Genomic DNA, 25,373 nt, shown 5'->3' on the forward strand with positions numbered 1-25,373 from the left:
GCCGTCGCCGCCGGCGCCGCCGCCAGGGTCGGCACCCTGCCCGCCCCCGAGGACTTCGCCAACGTCCCCGGGCTCGGCGTCCAGGGCGTCGTCGAGGGCCACGCCGTCCTCGTCGGGCGGGAGAAGCTGCTGGCCGACGCCGGTGCCGGCGTCGAACTGCCCGCGCCGCTCGCCGCCGCGAAGGACGCCGCCGAGGCCGCCGGCCGTACCGCTGTCGTCGTCGCGTGGGACGGCGAGGCCCGCGCCGTCCTCGCCGTGGCGGACGCCGTCAAGGACACCAGCGCCGAGGCGATCGAGCGGCTGCGCGGCCTCGGCCTCACGCCGATCCTGCTCACCGGCGACCACCGGGCCGTCGCCCAGGCCGTCGCCGCCGAGGTCGGCATCGACGCCGCGCACGTCATCTCCGAGGTGCTGCCCCAGGACAAGGTCGACGTCGTCAAGCGCCTCCAGGCCGAGGGCCGCAGCGTCGCCATGGTCGGCGACGGCGTCAACGACGCCGCCGCGCTCGCCCAGGCCGACCTGGGCCTCGCCATGGGCACCGGAACCGACGCCGCCATCGAGGCCGGCGACCTCACCCTCGTACGGGGCGACCTGCGCGTCGCCGCCGACGCCATCCGGCTGTCACGGCGCACGCTCGGCACCATCAAGGGCAACCTCTTCTGGGCCTTCGCCTACAACGTCGCCGCCCTGCCCCTCGCCGCCGCCGGGCTCCTCAACCCGATGATCGCGGGCGCGGCCATGGCCTTCTCGTCCGTCTTCGTCGTCGGCAACAGCCTGCGCCTGCGCGGCTTCCAGGCCGTCGCCTCCTGAGGGCCCGCCTCCCGAGCGGCCCCGCTCCGGGGCACAATGGCCGCATGTCGCGCGCCCTTCCCGAGCACCCCGCCCACGACGAGCTGACCGGCCGCTGGGCGGACACCGTGCTCCGGGCGCGGGACACCGACGCGTGCATGCCGTCCCCCTACCGCTACGCCCACGAGCTGCTGCGCCGCTGGGCGGAGCCCCACCGCCGGTACCACACCACCGACCACCTCCTCGCCGTCCTGCGCCGCATCGACGAACTGGCCGACTGCGCCGACGACCTGCCCGCCGTGCAGCTCGCCGCCTGGTTCCACGACGCGTACTACCTGCCCGACCGCTCCACCAACGAGGAGCGCAGCGCCCGCCTCGCCGAGAAGGCCCTGCCCGAGCTGGACATCGACCCGGCCCGTACGGCGGAGGTGGCCCGCCTCGTACGGCTCACCGTCACGCACGACCCCGCCCCCGGCGACCGCAATGGCGAGGTGCTGTGCGACGCCGACCTCGCCATCCTGGCCGCCGCGCCCGAGGCGTACGAGGCGTACACGGCCGCCGTACGCGAGGAGTACGGGTTCGTGCCCGACGACGCCTTCCGCGAGGGGCGCGCCGCCGTGCTGCGCCAACTCCTGGACCTGTCACGCCTGTTCCGCACCCCGTACGGCGCGGAGCGGTGGGAGGCGCCCGCCCGCCGCAACATGACGGCCGAGCTGGAGCGCCTGGGAACGCGCGCGGGAATGTAAGCGGCACCGGCGGCGTTCACACCTGTTATGCCGCCCATCGACGATCATGACCCCGCGCCCGCCCCTGACACCGCCGCGAAGCAGCGCATGCCGCTGGCCGTGTACATCCTCGGCCTCTCCGTCTTCGCCCTCGGGACCAGCGAGTTCATGCTGTCGGGGCTGCTGCCGCCCATCGCGGACGACATGGGCGTCTCCATCCCGCAGGCCGGGCTGCTGATCTCCGCGTTCGCGATCGGCATGGTCGTCGGCGCACCGCTGCTCGCCGTGGCGACCCTGCGGCTGCCGCGCAAGACGACGCTCGTCGCGCTGATCACGACGTTCGGTATCGGCCAGGTCGCGGGCGCGCTGGCCCCCTCGTACGGGATTCTCTTCGCGTCGCGCGTCGTCAGCGCGCTCGCCTGCGCGGGGTTCTGGGCGGTCGGCGCGGCCGTCGCCATCGCGATGGTGCCGCCGGGCGCACGCGCCCGCGCGATGGCCGTGATGATCGGCGGCCTGTCCATCGCGAACGTCCTGGGCGTCCCGGCCGGCGCGTTCCTCGGCGAACACCTGGGCTGGCGCTCCGCGTTCTGGGCCGTCGGCGCCGCGTCCGCGATCGCGCTCGTCGGCGTCGTCACCCGCATCCCGAACATCCCGCTGCCCGCCCGGAAGCCCGCGCTGCGCCGCGAGCTGACCATCTACCGGGACCGTCAGGTGTGGCTGGCCGTCGTCGTCACGGCGCTCGCCGCCGGCGGTGTCTTCTGCGCCTTCTCGTACCTGGCGCCGCTCCTCACCGACGTCGCCGGGCTCGACTCCGGGTGGGTGCCGACCGTGCTGGCGCTGTTCGGGGTCGGCGCGCTCGTCGGGACGACGGTCGGCGGGCGGGTCGCGGACGCGCACCTGTTCGGCGTGCTGCTCAGCGGCATCAGCGGGTCGACGGTGCTCCTCGCGGCGCTCGCGCTGCTCGGCGGCAGCCCGGTCGCGGCCGTGGCCCTGTCGTTCCTGCTGGGCGTCACGGCCTTCTACACCGCGCCCGCGCTGAACGCCCGGATGTTCAACGTGGCGGGCGCCGCCCCGACCCTGGCGGGCGCCACGACGACGGCCGCGTTCAACCTCGGCAACACCGGCGGGCCCTGGCTCGGCGGCACCGTCATCGACGCGGGCCTCGGCTACCCGGCCACCGCGTGGGCGGGCGCCGCGATGACGCTCGTCGCGCTGGCGGCGGTGGGCGTCGCGCTGCGGCTGCACCGCCGCGAGAAGGGCGGCGCCCCGAGCCGTATCGTCATGGGCGCGACGACGGACGCGACGGCCGGTACGCCGGTCGTGGACGCGGCGGCCGGTCAGCCGGTCGGGGGCGCGGCGGCCGGTCAGCAGGTCGGAGGCGCGGCGGCCGGTACGCCCGTCACGGGCGCGGTGCCGGGCGCGGCGCCGGGCGTCGCTTCGGGCGGCGCAGCCCCGCGGCCGTGAGCAGCCGCACCAGCTCCTTCGAGCCCACCTCCACCGCGCCGGCCGCCACGGCGTCCGCGTAGCGGTGGGACGGGATGTCGTAGTGGTCGCCGTCGAAGGCGCGCGGCGGGGCGCCGATCGCGGCGGCGGCCGCGTGCAGCTCGTCGAACGACGTGTCACTGATCAGGTGCGACCACATACGGCCGTGCCCGGGCCAGTTCGGCGGGTCGATGTAGAGCGTCACGTCAGGCGCCCCACCGGAGCGACCACGACACCCGCCCGCCCGCACACCCAGTGCGGGTCGGGGCCCAGTTCCGGCTCCACCTCCAGGGCGTGCGGCTCGCCCGCGTCGCACACCGGGCACAGCGGCCAGCGCCCGTACCGCTCCAGCAGGGCGTCCTGCACGTCCTGGGCGATCAGCCCGGCGACGTAGGCGACCCCGTCCGGCCACTGCTCGACCCACCAGCGGCGCTGCGCCACCGCGTCCTCGACCAGCGACACGATCTCCGCCTCGGCGACGTCACGGGCGGTGAGGTCGGCGAGGACCAGGGCACGTGCGGCGTGCAGCGCCTGTTCCAGGGGGTCGGTCTTCTCCATGCGCCCATTCTGACCCGCGGGGTTGACGCACACCATCGCTGAAAATACGTTTCAGGTGTGATCGAAGAGGTGAAGGAAACTTTCACGAGCCCCGGTCAGGCGGGTGCCGCACCCGACGCGCTCGCCGCACCCGACGCACCCGACGCACCCCACGCACCCGACGCGCTCGCCGCGAAGGTGCGCACGCTCACGCCCTCCATGACCCGCTCCATGCAGCGCGTCGCCGAGGCCGTCGCCGCCGACCCGGCCGGGTGCGCCGCCCTCACGGTCACCGGGCTCGCGGAGCTGACCCGCACCAGCGAGGCCACCGTCGTCCGCACCGCGCGCGTCCTCGGCTATCCCGGCTACCGCGACCTGCGCCTCGCACTCGCCGGGCTCGCCGCGCAGCGCCGCTCGGGCAGGCCGCCGTCCGTCACCGCCGACATAGCGGTCGACGACCCGATCGAGGACGTCGTGGCCAAGCTCGCCCGCGACGAGCAGCAGACCCTCGCGGACACGGCCGCCGCGCTCGACACCGCCCAGCTCGCCGCCGCCGTCACCGCGCTCGCCGCCGCCCGCCGCACCGACATCTACGGCGTCGGCGCCTCCGGGCTCGTCGCCCAGGACCTCGCGCAGAAACTGCTGCGCATCGGCCTCGTCGCGTACGCGCCCGGCGACCCGCACCTGGCCGTCACGGCCGCCGTCCAGCTCCGCGCCGGGGACGTCGCCGTCGCCATCACCCATTCGGGTGCCACCGCCGATGTGGTGGAGCCGCTGCGCGTCGCGTTCGAGCGGGGCGCCACGACCGTCGCGGTGACCGGCCGCCCGGACGGGCCGGTCGTCCGGTACGCCGACCACGTCCTCACCACGTCCACCGCGCGCGAGAGCGAGCTGCGGCCGGCCGCGATGTCGTCCCGTACGAGCCAACTCCTCGTCGTGGACTGCCTGTTCACGGGCGTCACACAGCGTACGTACGACACGGCGGCGCCCGCGCTCGCGGCCTCGTACGAGGCGCTGGCCCACCGCAGGACGGCACCCCGCCCCCGTACGACGCGCTGAGCGTGAGCGACCACGAGCGGCCGTCCGCGCCGATGGCCACAGGCAGCGACCACGAGCGACCGCCCGCGCCGACCGCCACGGGCAGCGACCACGAGCGATGCGCACCACCAGCACCGGGAGAACCACGCACCATGAACGACGACCACGCAGCCTCCCTCCGCAGCCACCTCGGGTCCCTCACCACCGAGGGCTTCCGCCCCGACCTCGCCGACATCGACACACGGCCCACCCTCGACATCGCCCGCGCCATGAACGCCGGCGACCAGGCCGTACCGGCCGCCGTCGCCACGCAACTGCCGCGCATCGCCGCCGCGATCGACGCCGTCGCGCCCCGCATGGCGCGCGGCGGGCGGCTCGTCTACGCGGGCGCGGGCACTGCGGGGCGGCTCGGTGTGCTGGACGCCAGCGAGTGCCCGCCCACCTTCAACGCCGACCCGTCGCAGGTCGTCGGCCTCATCGCGGGCGGCCAGGACGCCCTGGTGAACTCCGTGGAGGGCGCCGAGGACTCGACGGCTCTCGCCCACGCCGACCTCAAGGCGCTGGAACTCACGGCGGACGACACGGTGGTGGGCGTCTCGGCGTCCGGCCGCACCCCGTACGCGCTCGCGGCCGTCACCTACGCGCGCGAAGCGGGCGCGCTGACGGTCGGGATCGCCTGCAACCCGGGCAGCGCGCTCGCGGCGGCCGCCGACCACGCGATCGAGGTCGTCGTCGGCCCCGAGTTCATCACGGGCTCGACGCGCCTCAAATCAGGCACGGCGCAGAAGCTCGTCCTCAACATGCTCTCGACGATCACGATGATCCGGCTCGGCAAGACGTACGGGAACCTGATGGTCGACGTCCGCGCCACCAACGACAAGCTGCGCGCCCGCTCGCACCGCCTCGTCGCCCTGGCCACGGGCGCGTCCGACGAGGAGATCGCGGCGGCGCTCGCGGCGACGGGCGGCGAGGTGAAGCACGCGATCCTCGTCCTGCTCGCCGGCGTCGACGCCCCGACCGCCGCGCGCCTCCTGGCGGACCACCACGGCCACCTGCGGGCCGCACTGGCCGCGTCGGCGCCGCCGACCCCTTGAGACCCGCGACGAGAGCGCCCAGGGGAGCGGCACGAGAGCGGGACGGGAGCGGGACGAGAGCGGGATGAGAAGGAGCCGGAAGGGTACGCGGGCACAGGAGGCAGGAGCGTACGGGAGGAGGTGCCGCCCCGTGACAGCGAAGGCCGAGAAGGCCGAGAAGGCCGAGAAGGCCGAGAAGGCCGCCCTGACCAGGTACAAGCACAAACGCGACTTCACCCGTACACCCGAACCGAGCGGCGGCGGCGAGCCGGATGCCGAGCGTCCGTGCTTCGTCGTGCAGATCCACGACGCGACGTCCCTGCACTTCGACTTCCGGCTGGAGGCGGACGGCGTCCTGAAGTCCTGGTCCGTGCCCAAGGGCCCGTCCGCCGACCCGAAGGACAAGCGCCTCGCGATGCCGACGGAGGACCACCCGCTGGAGTACCGGGAGTTCGAAGGCGTGATCCCCGAGGGCGAGTACGGCGGCGGGACGGTGATCGTCTGGGACGAGGGGACGTACCGGAACCTCTCCGACGCGCCCCTGGCGGAGGCCCTCCGCGACGGCCACGCGTCGTTCTGGCTGGACGGCCGCAAGCTGCACGGCGGCTACGCCCTGACCCGCCTGCGCGGCGGGCGGCCCGGCGGCGGGGAGCGCGAGGCGTGGCTGCTGGTGAAGCGGGCCGACGAGCGCGCGGGCGGCGGCACCCCGGACCCGCGCAGGGCGCGCTCGGTGCGTACGGGCCACACGCTGGGGCAGGTCGCGCGAGGTGAGCGACAGTGACGGTGAAGGTGCGGACCGGCGGCCGCACGCTGGAGATCAGCCGCCCGGAGAAGGTGCTGTTCCCGGAGGACGGCTTCACGAAGGCCGACCTGGTCGACCACTACCGTGCCGTGGCGCGCCGCATGGTCCCGCAGCTGCGCGGCCGCCCGCTGATGCTGGAACGCCACCCGGACGGCATCGACGGCGAGGGCTTCATGCAGAAGGACGTCCCGGACCACTTCCCTGACTGGATCCACCGCGCCGAACTGCCCAAGCAGGACGGCACCGTCACGTACGCGCTGTGCGACGACACGGCCACGCTCCTCTTCCTGGCCGACCAGGCCTGCGTCACGCCGCACCGCTTCCTGTCCCGCGCGGACCGCCCCGACCACCCGGACCGCCTGGTCTTCGACCTGGACCCTCCGAAGAGCGGCGACTTCGGCCTCGTCCGCCAGGCCGCGCGACTGCTGCACGCACTGCTCGGCGAGGAGCTGGGCCTGCCGTCCCTGGTGATGACGACCGGCTCGCGCGGCCTGCACGTCCTGGTGCCGCTGGACCGAGGGGCGCCGTTCGACGACGTACGGTCCTTCGCACGCGCCGCCGCCGACGTCCTGGCGGCCCGCCACCCGGACCGGCTCACCACGGAGCCCAGGAAGGACAAACGCGGCGACCGCCTGTACCTCGACACCGCCCGCAACGCCTACGCCCAGACCGCCGTCGCCCCGTACGCCGTACGAGCCCGCCAGGGCGCCCCGGTCGCGGCACCGCTGACCTGGGCGGACGTCGACGACCCGGACCTCACCCCGGTCCGCTGGACGCTCGCGACCACGGACGGGCTCCTGAAGACCAACCCGTGGCAGGACGCGCCGCGCGCCCACGCGCTGGGGCCGGCGGTGCGCCGCTTGAGAACCCTGAAGCAAGGGACACAGTGAAGACGGACACAGTGAAGACATTGAAGACGGTGAAGTAGGACAAGCACACCCCCTACACCCATACGCCCTACACCCACACCCCCTACACCCGGTAAACCCGCCCCTCCACCCCCCACTCCCCGTACGCGGGCCGCAGCCCCTGGTCCATCGCGCGCAGGCAGGGCCGCCCGATATGGGCGTAGACGAGCCGCCGGACGCCGCAGCGGGCGGCCTCGGGCCCGATCTCCCGTACGTGGGCGTGTCCGCCGACCCCGCCCCGGAACCGTATGCGCCGGTTCCACGCCGATGCCTCGGCGAACATGAGATCGGCGCCGCCGGCCCACTCCGGGAACTCCCAGAACTCGGGCGCCCACACGACGACGGCGCCCCCGGCCTCGATGCGGTACCCGCAGGTCGGATGTGAGGTGTGCAGAACAGGCAGGGCGCGAACGCGCAGCTCACCCGCGTCCAGCCCGCCCATACGGGCCACGACCCCCCTTTCCTCGGCCATCCTCCGTACGGCCGTCCGCAGCTCGGCGGCCTCGTCCGTCACGAGCCACCCGTCCAGCCGGCGTGGCCGTGGCGGCGGCTCGGCGCCGGGCCCGCCGTCGAAGACGACGTGCCGCCGCCCGCAGGAGAGGAGCAGCCCGGCGGGCGCGTACCGGGGCGAGTTCATCGCCCCGACACCGAGGAGCGTCGCACGTACGGGCACGGGTACCCGGGTAGCCGAACCCGACGGACAAGAAACCCGAACCAAGCCCGGGAGCCCACCGTGAAGCTCCAGTTCCTGGCCCCGCTGTACGAGCGCCCCGGCCCGGTCGCCTCGGTGTACCTGGACACGTCCCGCGACATCGACGAGCCCGACCGGGCGATCGACATGCGCTGGCGGCACCTGCGGGACAGCCTCCTCGCGCACGACGCCGACCCGGCCACGACCCGCGCCATCGAGGCCGAGATCGGTACGGACCGGGAGATCGCCGGCCTGCACGGGCAGGCGATCTTCGCCGCGCACGGCCGCGTCCTGCTGGCGGAGTGCCTGCCGCGCCCTCCCGCCCGCGACACCGCGGTCTACGGCGTGGTGCCCGACACGGCGCAGCTGTGCGTGCAGCACGCCCCGGACATCACGTACGCGGCGGTCGCCACGCACCGCCTGCGCACCGGGTACGACGGCCACGACGAACTGGAGGTCGACGTCAGCGTGGGCAGCTGGCCGATGAGCCGCGTGGCCCCGCCGCACGAGCTCCACGAGCGGGTACCGGCGGAAGACTGGCCGGACGAGGCGGAACACCTCCTCACCGACCTGGTGGAGGAATCCCCCGAGGAGATCGTCGTCTCGGGCGACCCGTGGGCCGCGAACACCTTCACGCGCCTGGCCCCGAAACGCCTCCGGTCCCGCGTGACGAAGCTCAAGAACGGCGCCCCGCACCCCCCGGACCCGGGCCGTACGGCCCTGGAGGAGAACCTGGCGGACGTCTTCGCGAACCGCCTCAGCGCCCGCGACCAACGCCAGCTGGACGCCTTCCAGGCCCAGCGCGCCCACCGCCCCGACGACTCGGAAGGCCTCCCCGCCACCGTAAGGGCGCTCCAACGCGGCCAGGCCCAGGCCCTGATCCTCACCACGCCCCGACCGGCCGACCAGCACCTGTGGGTGGGCAGGGAGCCCACCCACGTGGCCACGACGGGCCACGAGCTGCGGTCCTTCGGCATCGACTACTTCTGGGAGGAACCCGCGGCCTCCCCCCTGATCCGCGCCGCCACGGTCACCCAGGCCGACCTGATCGTCGTCCCCCACGACGATCTGCCCCTACGGGACGGGGCGGGCGTCCTTCTCCGCTACACCACGCCGTAGCCGGGATCGCGCTTCTACTGGACCACCCGAGGAGGACGGGATGTTGCGCCACACCAGACTGTCCGGCGAATCGGCGGACTACCTCGCCGCCCGCGAGGAACTGCGGCAGGCCGAGATCGAGCTCATGCGCCACCGCGAGAAGGTCGCGGCCCGGCGACGGGCGCTCCCTCAGGGGCCACCCGTCGACGACTACGTCTTCACCGAGGGCCCCGCCGACCTCGACGCCGGCGACACACCGGTCCGCGACGTCACCCTGAGCGGGCTGTTCACCGCCCCGGACGGCCCGCTGATCGTCTACCACTTCATGTACGGCAAGCTGCAGAGCGACCCCTGCCCGATGTGCACCCTGTGGATCGACGGCTTCAACGGCATCGCCCACCGCATCGCCCGCAACGCCGACTTCGCCATCGCCGCGGCCGCCGACGTCCCCACCCTCCGCCGGCACGCCCGTAACCGCGGCTGGCACAGGCTACGGCTCCTGAGCTGCGGCGACAGCACGTTCAAGTACGACCTGGGCAGCGAGGACAAGGACGGCGAACAGGACTCCACGGTCTCCGTCTTCACCCGCGACAGCGACGGCACGGTCCGCCATTTCTACTCCACCCACCCGCGCATGGCCGACGACATCGACGAACGCGGCATCGACCTCCTGGCCCCCGTCTGGCACCTCCTCGACCTGACCCCGCAGGGCCGCGACGACTGGTACCCGAGCCTCGACTACTGACCAGAGGCCTGCTCCGGACGCCCCGGGTCACGGCGGCGCCCCGTAGCTCCTTGATCAAGGCGCGGCCGCGGTGCGGCGCTCCGTGTGGTGCCTTCGCCAGGCCAGGGTCAGTGCCGTGCCCGCGATGGCTGCGGGGAGTGCCAGCGCCGCCGTCACGGTCGTGGCCCACTCGGCGTTCAGCCGCGACGTCTCGCCGCTGCGGAACACGCACGTCGCCTGCGGCGGGAAGAAGCTGGGGTCGCGGGTCTCCGGCGGGTGGAAGCCCCACTCCGCGCCCGCCGCGCACGCCGTCGACGGGCCCGAGAGCAGGGGCCAGGCCATCAGTACGTACACGCCGGTGAACACCGAGGCGGTGACGCAGAAGGCGACCGCCGTACGGCGGAGACTCTCGCGGCGCGTGACGCGGGCGGAACGGGGGCTTCCCGCCGGGAGCTCGACGCACTCGGCGAGCAGGGCGAGCAGGACGCACAGGACCAGGGTCAGCAGGCTCAGCCACAGCAGCGCGCCGAGCAGCCCCGTACCGCCGGCGGACAGCTCGCCCCGCTCGTACTCGCAGATGACGGCGGGCGGGAAGGACGGCCGCCGGATGTCCAGCAGCCGCCCCTGATCCGTGAACTTGCCCTGGGCGCACAGCTCGTCGAACTCCAGCGAGCCCAGGAGGGCCCACCCCGAGCCGAGCAGCAGCACGACGAACGACACACCCGCCGCGGCCCACAGGCGGCCGGTCCGGAAGGCTCCATACGTAAGGGAGTTCGGCATGCGCGGAGGCTAGCTCAGGCGGTCAGGGCCCGGGCTCCGCCGCCGGGGTGTACGGGGCGCCCCAGCCCCAGGCCTGGTGGAGGGCCGTGGCGAAGGCGGCGGCGAGCCTGTGTTCGCCCGACGGGCTCGGGTGGGTGCCGTCGTACGTGTCGGTGTGCAGGTCGTACGGCTCCGGGGGCGACGCCAGGAGGAGCGGGGACCCCGGCGTGTCCAGGTCGGCGACCGCCTTCGCGAGCAGCTCGTTGAAGCGGGCGCACTCCGCGGCGAACGCCGGGTCCTCCTCGGCGCGTACGTTGGCGACGACCGGGAGCAGGACCATCCGGATGTGCGGGTTCGCCGCGCGGGCGGCCGCGATGAAGGCGCGGACGTTGTCGGCCGTCTGGTCGCTGTTCGTGTAGAAGCCGAGGTCGATCAGCCCCAGGGCGACGAGCAGCACGTTCGCCTTGGTGCGCGTCACCGTCTCCTCGATCAGCGGGGCCATGTGCAGCCAGCCCTCGCCCCAGCCCGCCAGGTGCGCCCGCGCCCGTACCGGGAAGGCGGGGTCCGCGTACGCGTGCGAGACCGGGGCGCCGGCGTTCTTGTCGTACAGCTCGGTGCGCGGGCCGACGATGGCGTACGGGCCGCCGAAGGTGGCGTTCAGGTGCTGCCACATGCGGTAGCGCCAGGTGTGTTCGCCCGCGCTTCCGATGGTCATGGAATCGCCGACGAACATGAACCTGGGACGCATGCGCGCCATCATCGCCGGTCGGCGGGGCCGGACGCCACGTGACCATGGACACTGGTGGGTATGTCTTCGCTGCGTATGAGGTGGGTCGGGCTCGGCGTGCTTGCCTGTCTGGGGCTCGGCGGTGGCGCGCCCGCCGTCGCCGCGGCGTCCGAGGACGACGGCGGGTTCACCCTCCAGGACCCGCGCATCACCGAGTCCAGCGGGCTCGCCGCCAGCCGCGCGCACCCCGGGGTCTACTGGACCCACAACGACCAGGACGAGCCGCGGGTGTTCGCCGTCGACGGGCGCACCGGCGAGACCGTCGCGACCGTCACCCTGCGCGGCGTCGGCACGCCCCGCGACATGGAGGCGATCTCCGTCGGCCCCGACGGGAACGTGTACGTCGGCGACATCGGCGACAACCTCAACGGGTCGTGGAGCCATGTCTGGATCTACCGCTTCCCCGAGCCGAAGCAGCTGCGCGACCAGACCGTCGACGCGACGCAGTTCACCGTCACGTACGAGGACGGGGCCCGGGACGCCGAGGCGCTGATGGTCCACCCGAAGACCGGCCGGGTGTACATCGCGTCGAAGAACGAGGACGGCGGCGGGCTCTACGAGGGCCCGGCGCGGCTGTCGGCGCGGGGCGGGAACGTGTTCCGGCGGATCGGCGAGGTGCCGTGGGTCACCGACGGGGCGTTCTCGCCCGCCGGTACGCGGCTGGTGCTGCGGAGCTACTTCAGCGCCCGCGGGTACGCGTGGGAGAACGGGCGGCTCGGCGCCGACGACCGCGTACGGGCGCCGATCCAGGGGCAGTCGGAGAGCGTGACGTACACGGCGGACGGGTCGGCGCTCCTGTTCGGCTCGGAGGGCGAGCGGAGCCGCGTCGTGCGCGTCCCGGTCGAGGGGACGGGCGCGGCGCCGTCCGGCGGCCCGTCGCCGTCGGGCACGGCGGGCACGGCGGGCGCGTCGGCCGGTTCCGGGTCGGGGGCGACCTCGCCCGGCGGCGGCGGCCAGGACGGCGCCGGCGAGGTGGGGCTCGGCGCCGGGGCGGTCCTGCTGGGCGTCATGCTCGTCCTGGGCCTCAAGCGCCTGCGCGGCGGCGACCGCTCCGGCTCATAGGACCGGACGGGCGACGGGGCCGGAGCGCCGCCCGGGGGCTGAGAGCGCCAGGACCGGACGGCGAGCCAGGGGCGGAGGCCCGCCCGAGGCTGAGGGCGCGCGCCAGGGCCGGACGGCGCCAGGACCGGACGGCGCGCTAGGACCGGACGGCGTGCCAGGGGCGGAGGCCGCCCGGGTCGGAGAGCGCCAGGGCCGGACGGCGCGCCAGGGGCGGAGGGCCGCCAGGACCGGACGGCGCGCCAGGGCCGGATGGTGCGCCAGGGGCGGGCCCGTCGAGGGGACGCGGGCCCGCCCTGTCACATGGCGGCCGGTCGGGAGAGCCGCCGGTCGGGCGCGGGCGTCGGCTACTTCTGCTTGCACTCCTTCCAGGCCAGGTTGTAGATGGTCTTGATGTCGCCGTCCGTGGAGTCCATGGCGATGAAGCTGTTGGTCTTCTTCGGGTCGGAGGTGCCCGCGTTGACCCGCAGCTCGGTGTTGATGTTGAAGTTGCGCTTCACGCCGCAGGGCGCCCACACGAGCTGGCCCCACTCGGTCTCGTCGGTGACCTGCCAGTTGTTGTCGTACGCCCCGTTGAAGCGGTGCGTACGGGAGGCCGTGTCGGGCGAGCCCTGGAAGTAGTACGACGCCTTCTGGATGCCGTACGCGCCGCGCTCCAGGTGGGCGTAGCCGCGGTAGTCGGCGCTGGCGACGGCGTACGTGAAGCCGTGCGGGACGTGCACGATCAGGTTGAGCTGGCAGTTCTTGCGGAAGTCCGTCGGCTTGGCGCCGAGGCCGACCTGGGCGAGGTAGTCGCTGTACGTGACGGTGAAGGCCGTGTTGTCGGGGGCGACGGCGACGGCGGCCGTACCCGCGGGGCAGCCCGAGCCGTTGACCGTCGCGATCTCGATGACGATCTTGTCGGGCGGGGCGACGATACCGCTCGGGGCGGCGCCGGCGGTGCCGGGCGCGAGCAGCGTCGAGGCGAGCAGGGCGGCGGTGGCGCCGCCGGTGGCGATGATTCCGCGTCTGGACATGGGACTCCGTTCGGTTGCCGGTCGAAGTGGGGGGTCCAACCGAGAAGGACGACGCCCAAGATGGGCGTGAACATGTCAAACATTCAAACGGTTCGGACCGTTCTGTCCGGCCGTTCGACGCTTCGGATGGTAGGGACCGCCGGGTCGGCTGGATAGGTCGTTAATCGGCCGTGGACACGGCGAAGGGGCCCGGCCTCGACGGGCCGGACCCCTTCTTCCACCTAATTCCGCTTCTTCTGTTCGCGAACGGCTACAGCTTCTCGATCACATAGTCGACACAGGCGGTCAGCGCCTCGACGTCGGCCGGGTCGACGGCCGGGAACATCGCGATGCGGAGCTGGTTGCGGCCCAGCTTGCGGTACGGCTCGGTGTCCACGATGCCGTTGGCGCGCAGCGCCTTGGCGACGGCGGCCGCGTCGATCTCGTCCGAGAAGTCGATGGTGCCGATGACCTGCGACCGCTCGGCCGGTTCCGCGACGAACGGCGTCGCGTACTTGGACTCCTCGGCCCACCCGTACAGGCGGCTCGCCGAGTCCTTGGTGCGGCTGACGGCCCAGTCGAGACCGCCCTGCCCGTTGATCCACTTCAGCTGCTCGTTGAGCAGGAAGAGGGTGGAGAGGGCCGGGGTGTTGTACGTCTGGTTCTTGAGGCTGTTGTCGATCGCGGTCGGCAGCGAGAAGAACTCGGGGACGTGACGCCCGGAGGCGTGCACGCGGCGGGCCCGCTCCAGAGCGGCCGGCGAGAAGACGGCGATCCACAGGCCGCCGTCCGCGGCGAACGACTTCTGCGGGGCGAAGTAGTAGACGTCCGTCTCGGTGATGTCGACGGGCAGGCCGCCCGCGCCCGAAGTGGCGTCCACGAGGACGAGAGCGCCCTCGTCGTCGCCCGCGACCCGCTTGATCGGCGCGGCGACACCGGTGGAGGTCTCGTTGTGCGTGAAGGCGTACACGTCGACGCCCGCCTCCGCCCGCGGCTCCGGGTGCGTGCCGGGCTCGGAGGAGATCACGGTCGGCTCGGCCAGCCACGGGGCCAGCTTCGCGGCCTTCGCGAACTTGGACGAGAACTCGCCGAACGACAGGTGCTGCGACTTCGACTCGATCAGCCCGTGGGTCGCGATGTCCCAGAAGGCGGTGGAGCCGCCGTTGCCGAGGATCACCTCGTACCCGTCGGGCAGCGAGAACAGGTCGCGCACGCCCGTCCGCACCTCGCCGACCAGGTTCTTGACCGGCGCCTGGCGGTGGGACGTGCCGAGGAGGGACGTGCCGGTGGCGGCCAGGGCCTCCAGCGCCTCCGTACGCACCTTGGACGGGCCCGCGCCGAAACGGCCGTCGGCGGGCTTGATGTCAGCGGGAATCTGGATCTCAGCCACGCTCAGGAGCCTAGCCGCTCCCGCCGGGGCACGGACGCGCTTGTCCGTCGAATGAGACGTACGGATGAGACGGTACGGGTGAGACGCGTGAGCGGCGTCACGGCGGGCGCCGAGTGGCGCCGGGGCGCGGCCGGATGCCCGGCCGTGCCGGTGACCCTCGGCGTACGCCGGGGCGGCGCGGCATCCTGGCGGCATGGTGGATCAGCCGGTGCCGCAGGGCCGCGAGCCGCAGGGCCGAGACAAGGACGTCACGCATGCCGACCTCGCACACGCCGTACGCGCCGCCGTACGCGCCGCCGTGCGCGGCGACGTCGACTTCGGGGCGGGTGCCCGGGCGCTGGCCACCATGGACGCGTCCAACTACCGGCGCGTGCCCCTCGGCGTGGTCGCGCCGCGGGACGCGGACGACGTGGCCGCCGTGCTGGAGGTGTGCCGGGCCCACGGGGTGCCCGTGGTGGCGCGCGGCGGCGGGACGTCGATCGGGGGGCAGGCCACCGGTACCGGCGTCGTGCTGGACTTCACACGGTACATGCGCGGCATCCTCCGGCTCGACCCGGAGGCGCGGACCGCCGTCGTCCAGCCCGGGCTCGTGCTCGACCGGCTGCGCGACGCGGCACGCCCGTACGGACTGACCTTCGGGCCCGACCCGTCCACGCACAGCCGCTGCACCCTCGGCGGCATGATCGGCAACAACGCCTGCGGGGCCCACTCCGTGGCCTGGGGCACCACCGCCGACAACGTCCACGGGCTGGCCGTACGGACGTACGGCGGCGGCGCCCTGCGGCTGGGCCGGGACGGGCAGGGCGCGCCGCCCGGTGTCCTGGACCTGGTGCGGCGGCACCTCGCGCTCGTGCGGACCGGTTTCCCGCCGGGGCTGCCCCGCCGTATCTCCGGGTACGCGCTCGACGCGCTGCTCCCCGAACGCGGCACCGACGTCGCCCGCGCCTTCTGCGGCAGCGAGGGCACGCTCGGCGTCGTCACGGAGGCGACGGTACGGCTCGTCGAGGCGCCCGCCGCCCGTGCGCTGGCGCTGCTCGGGTACGCCGACGAGGGCGCCGCCGCCGAAGCCGCCCCCGCGCTGCTGCCGCTGGGCCCGCTCACCGTCGAGGGCATGGCCGATGACCTGGTCCGCGACCCGGCGGCGCGCGCCCGGCTCCCGCGCGGCGCGGCCTGGCTGTTCGCCGAGACGGGCGGGGCGACCCCCGCCGAGGCGGAGGCCCGGGCCCGCGCACTGCTGCGCGCCGCCGACGCGCTCGACGGCACGGTGGTCGCCGACCCGGCCGGGCGGCGCGCCCTGTGGCGGGTGCGCGAGGACGCCGCGGGCACGGCGACCCGTACGCCCGACGGCGCCGAGGCGTGGCCCGGCTGGGAGGACTGCTCCGTACCGCCCGCCCGCCTCGGCCCGTACCTGCGCGACTTCCGCGCGCTGCTCGCCGCGCACGGGCTGCGCGGCACGCCGTACGGGCACTTCGGGGACGGGTGCGTTCATGTCCGGATCGACTTCGACCTGGTCACGCCGCCCGGCGTACGGCGCTTCCGCCGCTTCTCGGAGGAGCTCGCCGACCTCGTCGTCGCCCACGGCGGCTCGCTGTCGGGCGAGCACGGCGACGGGCTGGCGCGCGCGGAGCTGCTTCCGAGGATGTACGGGGCCGAACTGGTGCGGGTCTTCGGTGAGTTCAAGGACCTGTGGGACCCGGGCGGCGGCCTGAACCCGGGCGTCATCGCCCGCCCGGCGCCGCTGGACGCGCACCTGCGGTTCGAGGTGCTGCCGCGCCGGCCCGTGGACGTGGCGTTCGGGTACCCGCGGGACGGGGGCGACTTCGGGACGGCGGTGCGGCGCTGCGTGGGCGTGGCCAAGTGCCGTGTGGAGGGCCCCGGTTCGGGGCCGGGCGTGATGTGCCCGTCGTTCCGGGCGACGGGCGAGGAGCGGCACTCGACGCGCGGCCGGGCCCGGCTGCTGCACGAGATGCTGGCCGGCGAGGTGGTGACGGGAGGCTGGCGGTCGCCGGAGGTGCGCGAGGCGCTGGACCTGTGCCTCGCCTGCAAGGGGTGCCGCAGCGACTGCCCGGTGGGCGTGGACATGGCCACGTACAAGGCGGAGTTCCTGCACCACCACTACGCGGGCCGCCTCCGCCCGGCCGCGCACTACGCGATGGGCGGCCTGCCGAGGTGGCTGCGGCTGGCGGCGCCCCTCGCGGGCGCGGTGAACGCGGCGGCGCGGGTCCGGGCGCTGGCGGCGCTGGGGAAGCGGCTGGGCGGCATCGCGCCGGAGCGGGACGTCCCCGAGCTGGCGCGGGAGACGTTCAGGTCGTGGGCGGCCCGCGGCGGGCCCTGGCCGAGCGCCCCGGAGGCGTACGTCTGGCCCGACACGTTCACGAACCACTTCACGCCCGCGGTCGGCCGCGCGGCGGTCACCGTCCTGGAGGCGGCGGGGGTACGGGTCGCGCTGCCGCCGGGACGGGTGTGCTGCGGCCTGACGTACGTGTCGACGGGCCGCCTGGACGCGGCGCGCACGGTGATGCGCCGCACGCTGGACGCGCTGGAACCGGCGCTCGGGGCTCCCCTCGTCGTCCTGGAGCCGAGCTGCGCGGCGGCGCTGAGGACGGACCTTCCGGAGCTGCTCCCGCAGGACACGCGGGCCCGGACGCTCTCGGGTTCGGTCCGTACGTTCGCCCAGGCCCTGGAGGAGCTGGCCCCCGGCTGGCGGCTGCCCCGCCTGGACCGCCCGGTGGCCGGCCAGACCCACTGCCACCAGCATGCCGTCCTGGGCGACGCCGCCGAACGCCGCCTGCGCGAGCGCGCGGGCCTGGTGGGCGAGCTGAGCGGCGGGTGCTGCGGTCTCGCCGGGAACTTCGGCTTCGAACGCGGCCACTACGAGGTGTCGGCGGCCTGCGCGGAGGACCAGCTCCTGCCGGCGGTCCGCGCGGCACCCCCGGGTGCGGAGCTGTTGGCGGACGGCTTCTCGTGCCGTACGCAGCTCGAACAGCTCGGCGGCCACCGGGCCCGCCACCTGGCGGAGGTACTCGCGGAGGCGCTGGCGGTGGAGGGGCGGCGCGACGCACGTCGTCCCAGCGACTGAGACGGGACGGTGTGCCATAGCCGTAGATGGGTTTCACTACTTACCGTAGAGCCCCGGCAGGAGCCCCCGCCCAGCACGACGACAGAAGAGGTCAGGTCCCGGTGAACGGCCGAGCGCATGCCCGTACCGCAGACACCGCCGCGGTAGCACTCCCCGAGACGGCCGCCGCGCACCCGCGGCGGGCACCGGCCGGTGGCCGGGGCTCGGCAGGGCCGGTGGCGCTCGTCGTGGGCGGGGCGCTGTCGGTGCAGTTCGGCGCGGCGCTGGCGGTGCTGCTGATCCCGCGGGCGGGCGCGCTGGGCGTGGTGACCCTGCGCCTGGCCCTGGCGGCCGTGGTGCTGCTCCTGGTGTGCCGCCCGAAGGTGCGCGGCTACAGCAGGGCGGACTGGGGCACGGTGGTGGCCTTCGGTACGGCGATGGCGGCCATGAACATCTGCATCTACCAGGCGATCGACCGCATCCCGCTGGGCGCGGCCGTGACGCTGGAGGTGCTGGGCCCGCTGGTCCTGTCGGTGATTGTGTCCCGGCGCCTGGTGAACCTGCTGTGGGCGGGCCTGGCGCTCGGCGGCGTGGTCCTGCTGAGCGGCGGCGGCTTCGACCGCCTGGACCCGGTCGGCGCGGGCTTCGCGCTCGCGGCGGGCGCGATGTGGGCGGCGTACATCGTCTTCAGCGCCCGCACGGGCCGCCGCTTCCCGCAGGCCGACGGCCTGGCCCTGGCGATGGCGGTCGGCGCGGCCCTGAGCCTCCCGCTGGGCCTCGCGGAGGCGGGCGCGAAACTGGCGGTCCCGACGACCCTGGCCCTGGGCCTGGCGGTGGCCCTGCTCTCCTCCGTCCTCCCGTACACCCTGGAGCTGATCGCCCTGCGCCGCCTGCCGGCCCCCACGTTCGCGGTCCTGATGAGCCTGGAACCGGCCATCGCGGCCCTGGCCGGCTTCCTGGTCCTCCACCAGGCCCTGTCCTTGACGGACGCCCTGGCGATCACCCTGGTCATCGCGGCCAGCGTGGGCGCCATCCGCTCCCGCACGGCCCGTATGGGGCGGGACGCCACCGGCTGACGGGACCGCTGTCACACCAGGTCATTTCTGTCGCACCTTTCACATGTCCCCGCTGTTACATCTTCACGGAATGGGCACCGTGTCGTGATCAGTCGGACCGAATGCCTTCTCAGCGAGCCCGTGGCCGGATTAGGATTGCTCTGCGTGCCGGTCGACTCGCGGTGTGTGATGCGGAGTTGTCGCTGTTGCCGCTGTCGGGAGGCCGGTTTCGTATTTCGTCATCGCATCCGTGATTTATGGAAGTGGGTGACCCATGCCTCCTCGGCTTGTCGGTCGGCAAGGCTCTCTGAGTGGACAGCAATTCCCGATCGGCGCCGCACCGTTGACGCTGGGGCGCAACAGTGAGAACAGTGTGGTGATCGGCGGGGCGAACGTCTCCCGTTTTCACGCCGAGGTGCGCCGCGAAGGCCACGGATTCGTGCTGTACGACAGCGGCAGCAGCAACGGCACGCGGGTCAACGGGCAGCGGGTGACGTCGCATGAACTGCAGCCGGGGGATCTCATCGAGATCGGGACCGAGACGTTCTGCTTCGAGGCCGCCGACGCGCTGGAGACCATCCTCGACCTCTCCGTGCTGCGCCCGCTCACCCCCTCCGACGCGACCGTGGCGGCAGGGCCGGTGCTGAACGTCACGGTTTCCGGGGGCGGTCCCGTCGGGCTGGCTTTCGCGCTGCTCCTCGAACACCTCATGGGGCGCCGCGTGGCCGTCACCGTGTACGACGGCCGGTGGACGCGGGACGGGGCGAAGGTCGTCTGGAAGAGCGAGGGGCAGGGCAACGTCCGGCGGCAGCAGGTCGTCACGGTCCAGAGCCGCCAGTACCTGAACCTCCCGGAGGAGGTGCAGGAACGGCTGTTCCGCGGCGACGCGTACACCGAGATGTGGCCGGTCGGCCCGGACTCGATCCACGGCCGCGAACCGAGGAACCTGCGTATCGCCTACATCGAGGACACGCTCCTCGAAATGGCCAACGAAAAGCCGGGGCGTATCCGGCTCGTCCCCGAGGTGTTCGACCCGGCCGAATACCAGAAGGCCGGGGGCAAGGACGATGTGCTCGCCATCTGCGAGGGGGGAAGGTCCCGGACGCGGGAGCATTTCGCCGACAAGTTCGGTCAGGCCGACAAATCCATCTACTCGCTGCATGGTCAGCACATTCAGGATGTCGTCCTGGGGCTGCGCGTCAAGTCGACGCTCACCGACCCCATGACCGTCCTGCTCACTGTGGCCCAGAACCGCTTTCTCCTGAATTCCCTGCGCGGTCAGGGATTTCTCAATATGCGGCTCACCGACGCCGAGGCCGCCGAAGTCGTCGGGATCGATCCGGTCCGGCACGTATTCGAGGACTGCATCGCGTCCCGCCCCTGCGTCATGGGGCGGGACGATCACGGCGACTTCCAGTGCGCGACGCACAGCACGCTCTTCCTGCCCGCCATGGTCAGGGGTTCGGCCCTGTGGAAGCGGGTGCTGGAGGGGCTTGCCCTGTTCGGGGTCGCGGAGCGGGACCTGAGCGCCGTCACCGCCTTCCGGCTGGACATGGTGCAGCGGCCCAGGTTCACCACCCGGCTGTTCCCGGCCACGTCGACCACCCCGGGGACGTACGGGTTCCTGCTCGGCGACGCCGCCAACGCCATCCACTTCTGGCCGGGGCGCGGGCTCAACAGCGGCCTTGGCTCCGCCATCTCGCTCGCCCGTTCCCTCAACGGCGCGTGGAACGGCCGGCCCTTCCGGGACGCCGACTTCTCCCGCCACGAAGCGGCCATGTCGATGCTCCAGTACCGGCACAAGAGCCGCGCCTGGAACGCGATGATCACCACCGACGAGGACGGCGTCAGCCGCCCGATCAAGGAGAAGATCGCGCAGAGCATCGAGGACGCGGAGGGGAAGGACCTCGACAGGGACGCGGACCTGGACGCGTTCATGGAGCGGCTGCGGGGCATCCGCGACCGGCTCGCCGCGCGCGTCGCCGGCATGCCCGACGACTCCACGCTCCGGAGCCATCTGGAGAACCTCCGCTCCGACACCTTGCGGACCCTGCTGGACAGCGGAGCGTGGGACACGCTGATCGTCGGCGGTGAGGAAGTCGACATCGACATCTTCTACCGGCAGGACCCGGGCCCGCCGCCCGGCCCACTCCCCGCGAAAACAAGCACGCCTGCTTGATTGTTTCTCCTCGCGCTGTCATGCTCCGGGGCACGCCGCCGTGCCCCGGAGGGAGCGCACCGTGCCCGACCCCGCCGCCGTACCTGCCGTCCTCACGGTCGTCGACGATCTGTGCGACGAGAGTGACGAACTCGACCGGCTCGTCGCCGCGTTGACGCCCGAGCAGTGGACAGCCCCGACGCCCGCGCCCCGGTGGAGCATCGCCCACCAGGTGGCTCACCTGGCCTGGACCGACGAGGTCGCGGTCCTCGCCGCCACCGCGCCGGACGCGTTCGCCGCGCACGTGGCCGAGGCCGCCTCCGCGCCCGCCACGTTCGTGGACGCCGCCGCCGACACGGGAGCCGGCGCACCGCCCGGCGCACTGCTCGGGCGGTGGCGGGAGGCGCGGGAGCGGCTCCAGGACGTGCTGCGCGCCGCGCCGCCCGGCACCCGCGTCCCCTGGTACGGGCCGCCCATGAGCGTCGCCGCGCTCGCCACCGCCCGGCTCATGGAGACCTGGGCCCACGGGCAGGACGTCGCCGACGCCCTCGGAGCCGTACGCGCACCCACCGCGCGGCTCCGGCACGTCGCCTGGATCGGGGTCCGCGCCCGCGACTACGCCTTCGCCGTACGGGGCCTCCAGCCGCCCCGCGACGCCGTACGGGTCGAACTCGCCGCGCCCGACGGCGTCACCACCTGGGCGTACGGGCCCGAAGGCGCCGCCCAGCGCGTCACCGGGCCCGCCCTCGACTTCTGCCTGCTCGTCACCCAGCGCGCCCACCGCGACGACCTGGACCTCCACGCCACCGGGCCCGAAGCCGACCGGTGGCTCGGCATCGCCCAGGCCTTCGCCGGACCGCCGGGACCCGGGCGGGCGCCGGCAGGGCCCGGGCGGGCACCGGCAGGGGAGGCCCCCCGGTGAAGCCCCTCCGCATCGGCAACGCCTCCGGGTTCCTCGGCGACCGCTTCGACGCCGTCCGCGAGATGCTCACCGGGGGCGAGCTGGATGTTCTCACCGGGGACTACCTCGCCGAGCTCACGCTCCTCATCCTCGGCCGCCAGCGCCTCCAGGACCCCTCGCTCGGGTACGCCCGCACCTTCCTCCGCCAGATGGAGCAGAGCCTCGGCCTCGCCCACGAGCGCGGCGTCCGCATCGTCACCAACGCCGGCGGCCTCAACCCGGCCGGGCTCGCCGACGCCCTCCGCGACCTGGCCGCCACGCTCGGGCTCCCCGTACGCGTCGCCCACGTCGAAGGCGACCAGCTCCCGCCGCCCCCCGGCGCCCTCACCGCCAACGCCTACCTCGGCGGCGCCGGCATCGCCGCCTGCCTCGACGCGGGCGCCGACATCGTCGTCACCGGGCGGGTCACCGACGCCGCCCTGGTCAGCGGGCCGGCCGCCGCGCACTTCGGCTGGGCCCCGGGCGCGTACCCCGACGCGTACGACGCCCTCGCCGGTGCCGTCGTCGCCGGGCACGTCCTGGAGTGCGGAACCCAGGCCACCGGCGGCAACCACCCGCACTTCACGCGGTACGACGTACGGCACCCCGGCTTCCCGCTCGCCGAGATCCACGCCGACGGCAGCGCCGTCATCACCAAGCACCCCGGCACCGGCGGCGCCGTCACCACCTCCACCGTCACCGCCCAGCTTCTGTACGAGACGCACGGCGCCCGCTACCCCGGTCCCGACGTCACCGCCCGCCTGGACTCCGTACGGCTCACCCAGGACGGGCCCGACCGGGTCCGCGTCAGCGGCGTACGCGGCGAACCGCCACCGCCCACCCTCAAAGCCGGGATCAACCGGCTCGGCGGCTGGCGCAACGAAGTCGTCTTCGTCCTCACCGGACTCGACATCGAGGCCAAGGCCCGGCTCGTGCGCGAGCAGATGAGCCATGCCCTGGAGTGCTGCCCGTCCGACGTCCGCTGGGAGCTCGCCCGTACCGACCGCGCCGACGCCGACACCGAGGAGACCGCCAGCGCCCTCCTCCGCCTCGTCATCCGCGACCCCGACCCCGACCTCGTGGGCCGCGCCCTCACCGGCGCCGCCGTCGAGCTCGCCCTCGCCAGCTACCCCGGGTTCCACCTCACCGCCCCGCCCGGAAAGCCCGCCCCGTACGGGATCTTCGAGGCCCGCCCCGTCGACCGCGGCGCCGTCACGCACACCGCCGTCCTGCCCGACGGAACCCGCGTCGCCGTCCCGCACCCGCCCCGCACCCTGCCCCTCGCGCCCGTACCCGCACCGGACCTTCCACCGCCCCTGCCGCCCGGCGGGCCGACCCGCCGCGCCCCCCTCGGCCACGTCGCCGGGGCCCGCAGCGGCGACAAGGGCGGCGACGCCAACATCGGCGTCTGGGCCGAGACGGACGACGCCTGGCGGTGGCTGGCCCACACCCTCACCACCGACAGACTTCAGGAGCTCCTGCCCGAGACCCGGCCGCTCACCGTCGAACGGCACGTGCTCCCGAACCTCCGCGCCCTCAACTTCACCGTCACCGGCCTCCTCGGCGAAGGCGTCGCCTCCCAGGCCCGGTTCGACCCGCAGGCCAAGGCGCTCGGCGAATGGCTGCGCGCCCGCCACCTCGACATCCCGGAGGTCCTGCTGTGACCGTCCTCGCCTCCGCACTGGACCCGCACAGCCCCGAGTACACGGCCCACCGTTCCGACATGCTCGCCAAACTTGACCAGTTGAACGCAGAGCACGCCAAAGCCCTGGAAGGCGGCGGCCCCAAGTACACCGCCCGCCACCGCGCCCGCGGCAAGCTCCTCGCCCGTGAACGCGTCGAACTGCTCCTCGACCCCGACACACCCTTCCTTGAGCTGTCCCCGCTCGCCGCCTGGGGCAGCGACCACACCACCGGCGCCTCACTCGTCACCGGCATCGGCACCGTCGAGGGCGTCGAGTGCGTGATCACCGCCAACGACCCGACCGTACGCGGCGGCGCCTCCAACCCCTGGACGCTCAAGAAGGCCCTGCGCGCCAACGAGATCGCGTACGCCAACCGCCTCCCGCTCATCTCCCTCGTCGAGTCCGGCGGCGCCGACCTGCCGTCCCAGAAGGAGATCTTCATCCCCGGCGGCGCACTCTTCCGCGACCTCACGCGGCTGTCCGCCGCCGGAATCCCCACCGTCGCTGTCGTCTTCGGCAACTCCACCGCCGGAGGCGCGTACATCCCCGGCATGTCCGACCACACCGTCGTCATCAAGGACCGGTCGAAGGTGTTCCTCGGCGGTCCGCCCCTCGTGAAGATGGCCACCGGCGAGGAGAGCGACGACGAGTCGCTCGGCGGCGCCGAGATGCACGCCCGCACCTCCGGCCTCGCCGACCACTACGCCCTCGACGAGCCCGACGCCCTCCGCCAGGCCCGCCGGATCGTCGCCCGCCTCAACCACCGCAAGGCCCACGCCGACCCCACCGCCTACGCCCCGCCGCTGTACGGCCCCGAAGACCTCATCGGCATCGTCCCCGGCGACCTCAGGACACCCTTCGACCCGCGCGAAGTCATCGCCCGTGTCGTCGACGGCTCCGACTTCGACGAGTTCAAGCCGCTGTACGGCACCAGCCTCGTCACCGGCTGGGCCACCCTCCACGGCTACCCGCTCGGCATCCTCGCCAACGCCCAAGGCGTGCTGTTCAGCGCCGAGTCGCAGAAGGCCGCCCAGTTCATCCAGCTCGCCAACCAGCGCGACATCCCCCTCCTCTTCCTCCACAACACCACCGGCTACATGGTCGGCAAGGAGTATGAGCAGGGCGGCATCATCAAGCACGGCGCCATGATGATCAACGCGGTGTCCAACTCGAAGGTCCCGCACCTCTCCGTCCTCATGGGCGCGAGTTACGGCGCCGGGCACTACGGCATGTGCGGCCGCGCCTACGACCCCCGCTTCCTCTTCGCCTGGCCCAGCGCCAAGTCCGCCGTCATGGGCCCGCAGCAGCTCGCCGGCGTGCTCTCGATCGTCGCCCGCCAGTCCGCGGCCGCCAAGGGACAGCCGTACGACGAGGAGGGCGACGCCGCCCTGCGCGCGCTCGTCGAGCAGCAGGTCGAGTCCGAGTCCCTGCCGATGTTCCTGTCCGGGCGGCTGTACGACGACGGGGTCATCGACCCGCGCGACACCCGCACCGTGCTCGGGCTGTGCCTGTCCGCGATCCACACCGCACCGGTCGAAGGCGCGCGCGGCGGCTTCGGCGTCTTCAGGATGTGAGGCACCCGTGACAGCACAGACAGCACAGACGGCACAGACAACGCAG

23 protein-coding genes are annotated in these 25,373 nt (G+C 73.7%); 16 read left to right on the plus strand and 7 right to left on the minus strand.

All coding sequences use genetic code 11. The features are described 5' to 3' along the window. From HTZ82_RS29090 to HTZ82_RS29100, 3 genes are all read left to right on the plus strand, one after another. Nucleotides 1-810 (plus strand): HAD-IC family P-type ATPase (locus HTZ82_RS29090; RefSeq protein WP_175412375.1); only part of this gene is annotated, 810 nt, incomplete at its 5' end. Nucleotides 811-854: 44 nt separating this feature from the next. Further along, a complete protein-coding gene (locus HTZ82_RS29095; protein ID WP_175412376.1) occupies nt 855-1,535 on the plus strand; it encodes a hypothetical protein in 681 nt (226 codons plus the stop codon). Between the two features lie 87 nt (nt 1,536-1,622). Continuing rightward, nucleotides 1,623-2,978, plus strand: coding sequence for a Cmx/CmrA family chloramphenicol efflux MFS transporter (locus HTZ82_RS29100; protein WP_175412403.1), 1,356 nt, complete (start codon nt 1,623-1,625; stop codon nt 2,976-2,978). Here HTZ82_RS29100 and HTZ82_RS29105 read toward each other — a convergent pair. Together HTZ82_RS29105 and HTZ82_RS29110 are read right to left on the minus strand one after the other, a co-directional pair. Further along, the gene (locus tag HTZ82_RS29105; RefSeq protein ID WP_175412377.1) at nt 2,914-3,201 is read right to left on the minus strand and encodes a DUF4031 domain-containing protein; all 288 of its coding nucleotides are present in this window, start codon (nt 3,199-3,201) and stop codon (nt 2,914-2,916) included. The two genes, HTZ82_RS29100 and HTZ82_RS29105, sit on opposite strands and share 65 nt — an antisense overlap. Further along, entirely contained in the window at nt 3,198-3,554 is a 357-nt protein-coding gene (locus HTZ82_RS29110) for a hypothetical protein (RefSeq protein ID WP_175412378.1), read from the minus strand. Before HTZ82_RS29110 ends, HTZ82_RS29105 begins: the two co-directional genes overlap by 4 nt. Nucleotides 3,555-3,611: 57 nt before the next feature. Here HTZ82_RS29110 and HTZ82_RS29115 point away from each other — a divergent pair, with 57 nt between their 5' ends. The 4 genes from HTZ82_RS29115 (at nt 3,612) to ligD (ending at nt 7,336) form a co-directional block, all read left to right on the plus strand. After that, nucleotides 3,612-4,592, plus strand: coding sequence for a MurR/RpiR family transcriptional regulator (locus HTZ82_RS29115; RefSeq protein ID WP_175412379.1), 981 nt, complete (start codon nt 3,612-3,614; stop codon nt 4,590-4,592). Nucleotides 4,593-4,723: 131 nt separating this feature from the next. Further along, nucleotides 4,724-5,665 (plus strand): N-acetylmuramic acid 6-phosphate etherase, encoded by a 942-nt coding sequence (murQ, locus tag HTZ82_RS29120; protein WP_175412380.1) that lies wholly within the window; start codon nt 4,724-4,726, stop codon nt 5,663-5,665. 130 nt (nt 5,666-5,795) lie between these two features. Next, nucleotides 5,796-6,425 carry a DNA polymerase ligase N-terminal domain-containing protein gene (locus HTZ82_RS29125; RefSeq protein ID WP_375540872.1) on the plus strand — a complete coding sequence of 210 codons (630 nt, stop codon included), beginning with the start codon at nt 5,796-5,798 and terminating at the stop codon, nt 6,423-6,425. Then, nucleotides 6,422-7,336 carry a non-homologous end-joining DNA ligase gene (gene ligD / locus HTZ82_RS29130; RefSeq protein WP_175412382.1) on the plus strand — a complete coding sequence of 305 codons (915 nt, stop codon included), beginning with the start codon at nt 6,422-6,424 and terminating at the stop codon, nt 7,334-7,336. The genes HTZ82_RS29125 and ligD overlap by 4 nt, the downstream gene beginning before the upstream one ends. 82 nt (nt 7,337-7,418) lie before the next feature. Here the strand turns inward: ligD and HTZ82_RS29135 are convergent, their stop codons facing one another. Then, entirely contained in the window at nt 7,419-8,027 is a 609-nt protein-coding gene (locus tag HTZ82_RS29135; protein WP_309235759.1) for an MBL fold metallo-hydrolase, read from the minus strand. A 60-nt stretch (nt 8,028-8,087) separates the two neighbouring features. Between HTZ82_RS29135 and HTZ82_RS32630 the strand changes: the two genes are divergently transcribed. Both HTZ82_RS32630 and HTZ82_RS29145 read left to right on the plus strand, forming a co-directional pair. Further along, on the plus strand, nt 8,088-9,164 hold the full coding sequence (locus HTZ82_RS32630) for a hypothetical protein (protein WP_175412383.1): 1,077 nt from the start codon (nt 8,088-8,090) through the stop codon (nt 9,162-9,164). Between the two features lie 40 nt (nt 9,165-9,204). Further along, a complete protein-coding gene (locus HTZ82_RS29145) occupies nt 9,205-9,888 on the plus strand; it encodes a DUF899 family protein (protein ID WP_175412384.1) in 684 nt (227 codons plus the stop codon). 54 nt (nt 9,889-9,942) lie between these two features. Here the strand turns inward: HTZ82_RS29145 and HTZ82_RS29150 are convergent, their stop codons facing one another. Then, entirely contained in the window at nt 9,943-10,647 is a 705-nt protein-coding gene (locus HTZ82_RS29150; RefSeq protein ID WP_175412385.1) for a hypothetical protein, read from the minus strand. Nucleotides 10,648-10,669: 22 nt separating this feature from the next. Then, nucleotides 10,670-11,374: a GDSL-type esterase/lipase family protein gene (locus tag HTZ82_RS29155; protein WP_175412386.1), complete on the minus strand. Its 705-nt coding sequence runs from the start codon at nt 11,372-11,374 to the stop codon at nt 10,670-10,672. Between the two features lie 60 nt (nt 11,375-11,434). On the opposite strand from HTZ82_RS29155, the gene HTZ82_RS29160 reads away from it, so the two are divergent. Then, nucleotides 11,435-12,475: a WD40 repeat domain-containing protein gene (locus HTZ82_RS29160; protein ID WP_375540873.1), complete on the plus strand. Its 1,041-nt coding sequence runs from the start codon at nt 11,435-11,437 to the stop codon at nt 12,473-12,475. Between the two features lie 344 nt (nt 12,476-12,819). Here HTZ82_RS29160 and HTZ82_RS29165 read toward each other — a convergent pair whose 3' ends face one another. Then, nucleotides 12,820-13,488 (minus strand): DUF4360 domain-containing protein, encoded by a 669-nt coding sequence (locus tag HTZ82_RS29165; RefSeq protein WP_175412387.1) that lies wholly within the window; start codon nt 13,486-13,488, stop codon nt 12,820-12,822. A 250-nt stretch (nt 13,489-13,738) separates the two neighbouring features. Further along, complete coding sequence (gene serC, locus HTZ82_RS29170) at nt 13,739-14,857, minus strand: phosphoserine transaminase (protein WP_175412388.1); 1,119 nt, start codon at nt 14,855-14,857, stop codon at nt 13,739-13,741. Nucleotides 14,858-15,050: 193 nt separating this feature from the next. Between serC and HTZ82_RS29175 the strand changes: the two genes are divergently transcribed. From HTZ82_RS29175 to HTZ82_RS29200, 6 genes are all read left to right on the plus strand, one after another. Continuing rightward, entirely contained in the window at nt 15,051-17,936 is a 2,886-nt protein-coding gene (locus tag HTZ82_RS29175) for an FAD-binding and (Fe-S)-binding domain-containing protein (protein ID WP_175412389.1), read from the plus strand. Nucleotides 17,937-18,151: 215 nt separating this feature from the next. Beyond that, nucleotides 18,152-18,991, plus strand: coding sequence for a DMT family transporter (locus HTZ82_RS29180; RefSeq protein WP_375540874.1), 840 nt, complete (start codon nt 18,152-18,154; stop codon nt 18,989-18,991). 253 nt (nt 18,992-19,244) lie between these two features. Continuing rightward, nucleotides 19,245-21,149 (plus strand): FHA domain-containing protein, encoded by a 1,905-nt coding sequence (locus HTZ82_RS29185; RefSeq protein ID WP_175412391.1) that lies wholly within the window; start codon nt 19,245-19,247, stop codon nt 21,147-21,149. A 61-nt stretch (nt 21,150-21,210) separates the two neighbouring features. Beyond that, entirely contained in the window at nt 21,211-22,050 is an 840-nt protein-coding gene (locus HTZ82_RS29190; protein ID WP_175412392.1) for a TIGR03084 family metal-binding protein, read from the plus strand. Then, nucleotides 22,047-23,732 (plus strand): acyclic terpene utilization AtuA family protein, encoded by a 1,686-nt coding sequence (locus tag HTZ82_RS29195; RefSeq protein ID WP_175412393.1) that lies wholly within the window; start codon nt 22,047-22,049, stop codon nt 23,730-23,732. The genes HTZ82_RS29190 and HTZ82_RS29195 overlap by 4 nt, the downstream gene beginning before the upstream one ends. Further along, the gene (locus HTZ82_RS29200; RefSeq protein ID WP_175412394.1) at nt 23,729-25,327 is read left to right on the plus strand and encodes a carboxyl transferase domain-containing protein; all 1,599 of its coding nucleotides are present in this window, start codon (nt 23,729-23,731) and stop codon (nt 25,325-25,327) included. Before HTZ82_RS29195 ends, HTZ82_RS29200 begins: the two co-directional genes overlap by 4 nt. Nucleotides 25,328-25,373: the final 46 nt, after the last annotated feature.

Origin of the sequence: Streptomyces sp. TRM64462 (genome assembly GCF_013362995.1) — a bacterium.
In the GTDB taxonomy this organism is placed as follows: Bacteria; Actinomycetota; Actinomycetes; order Streptomycetales; family Streptomycetaceae; genus Streptomyces.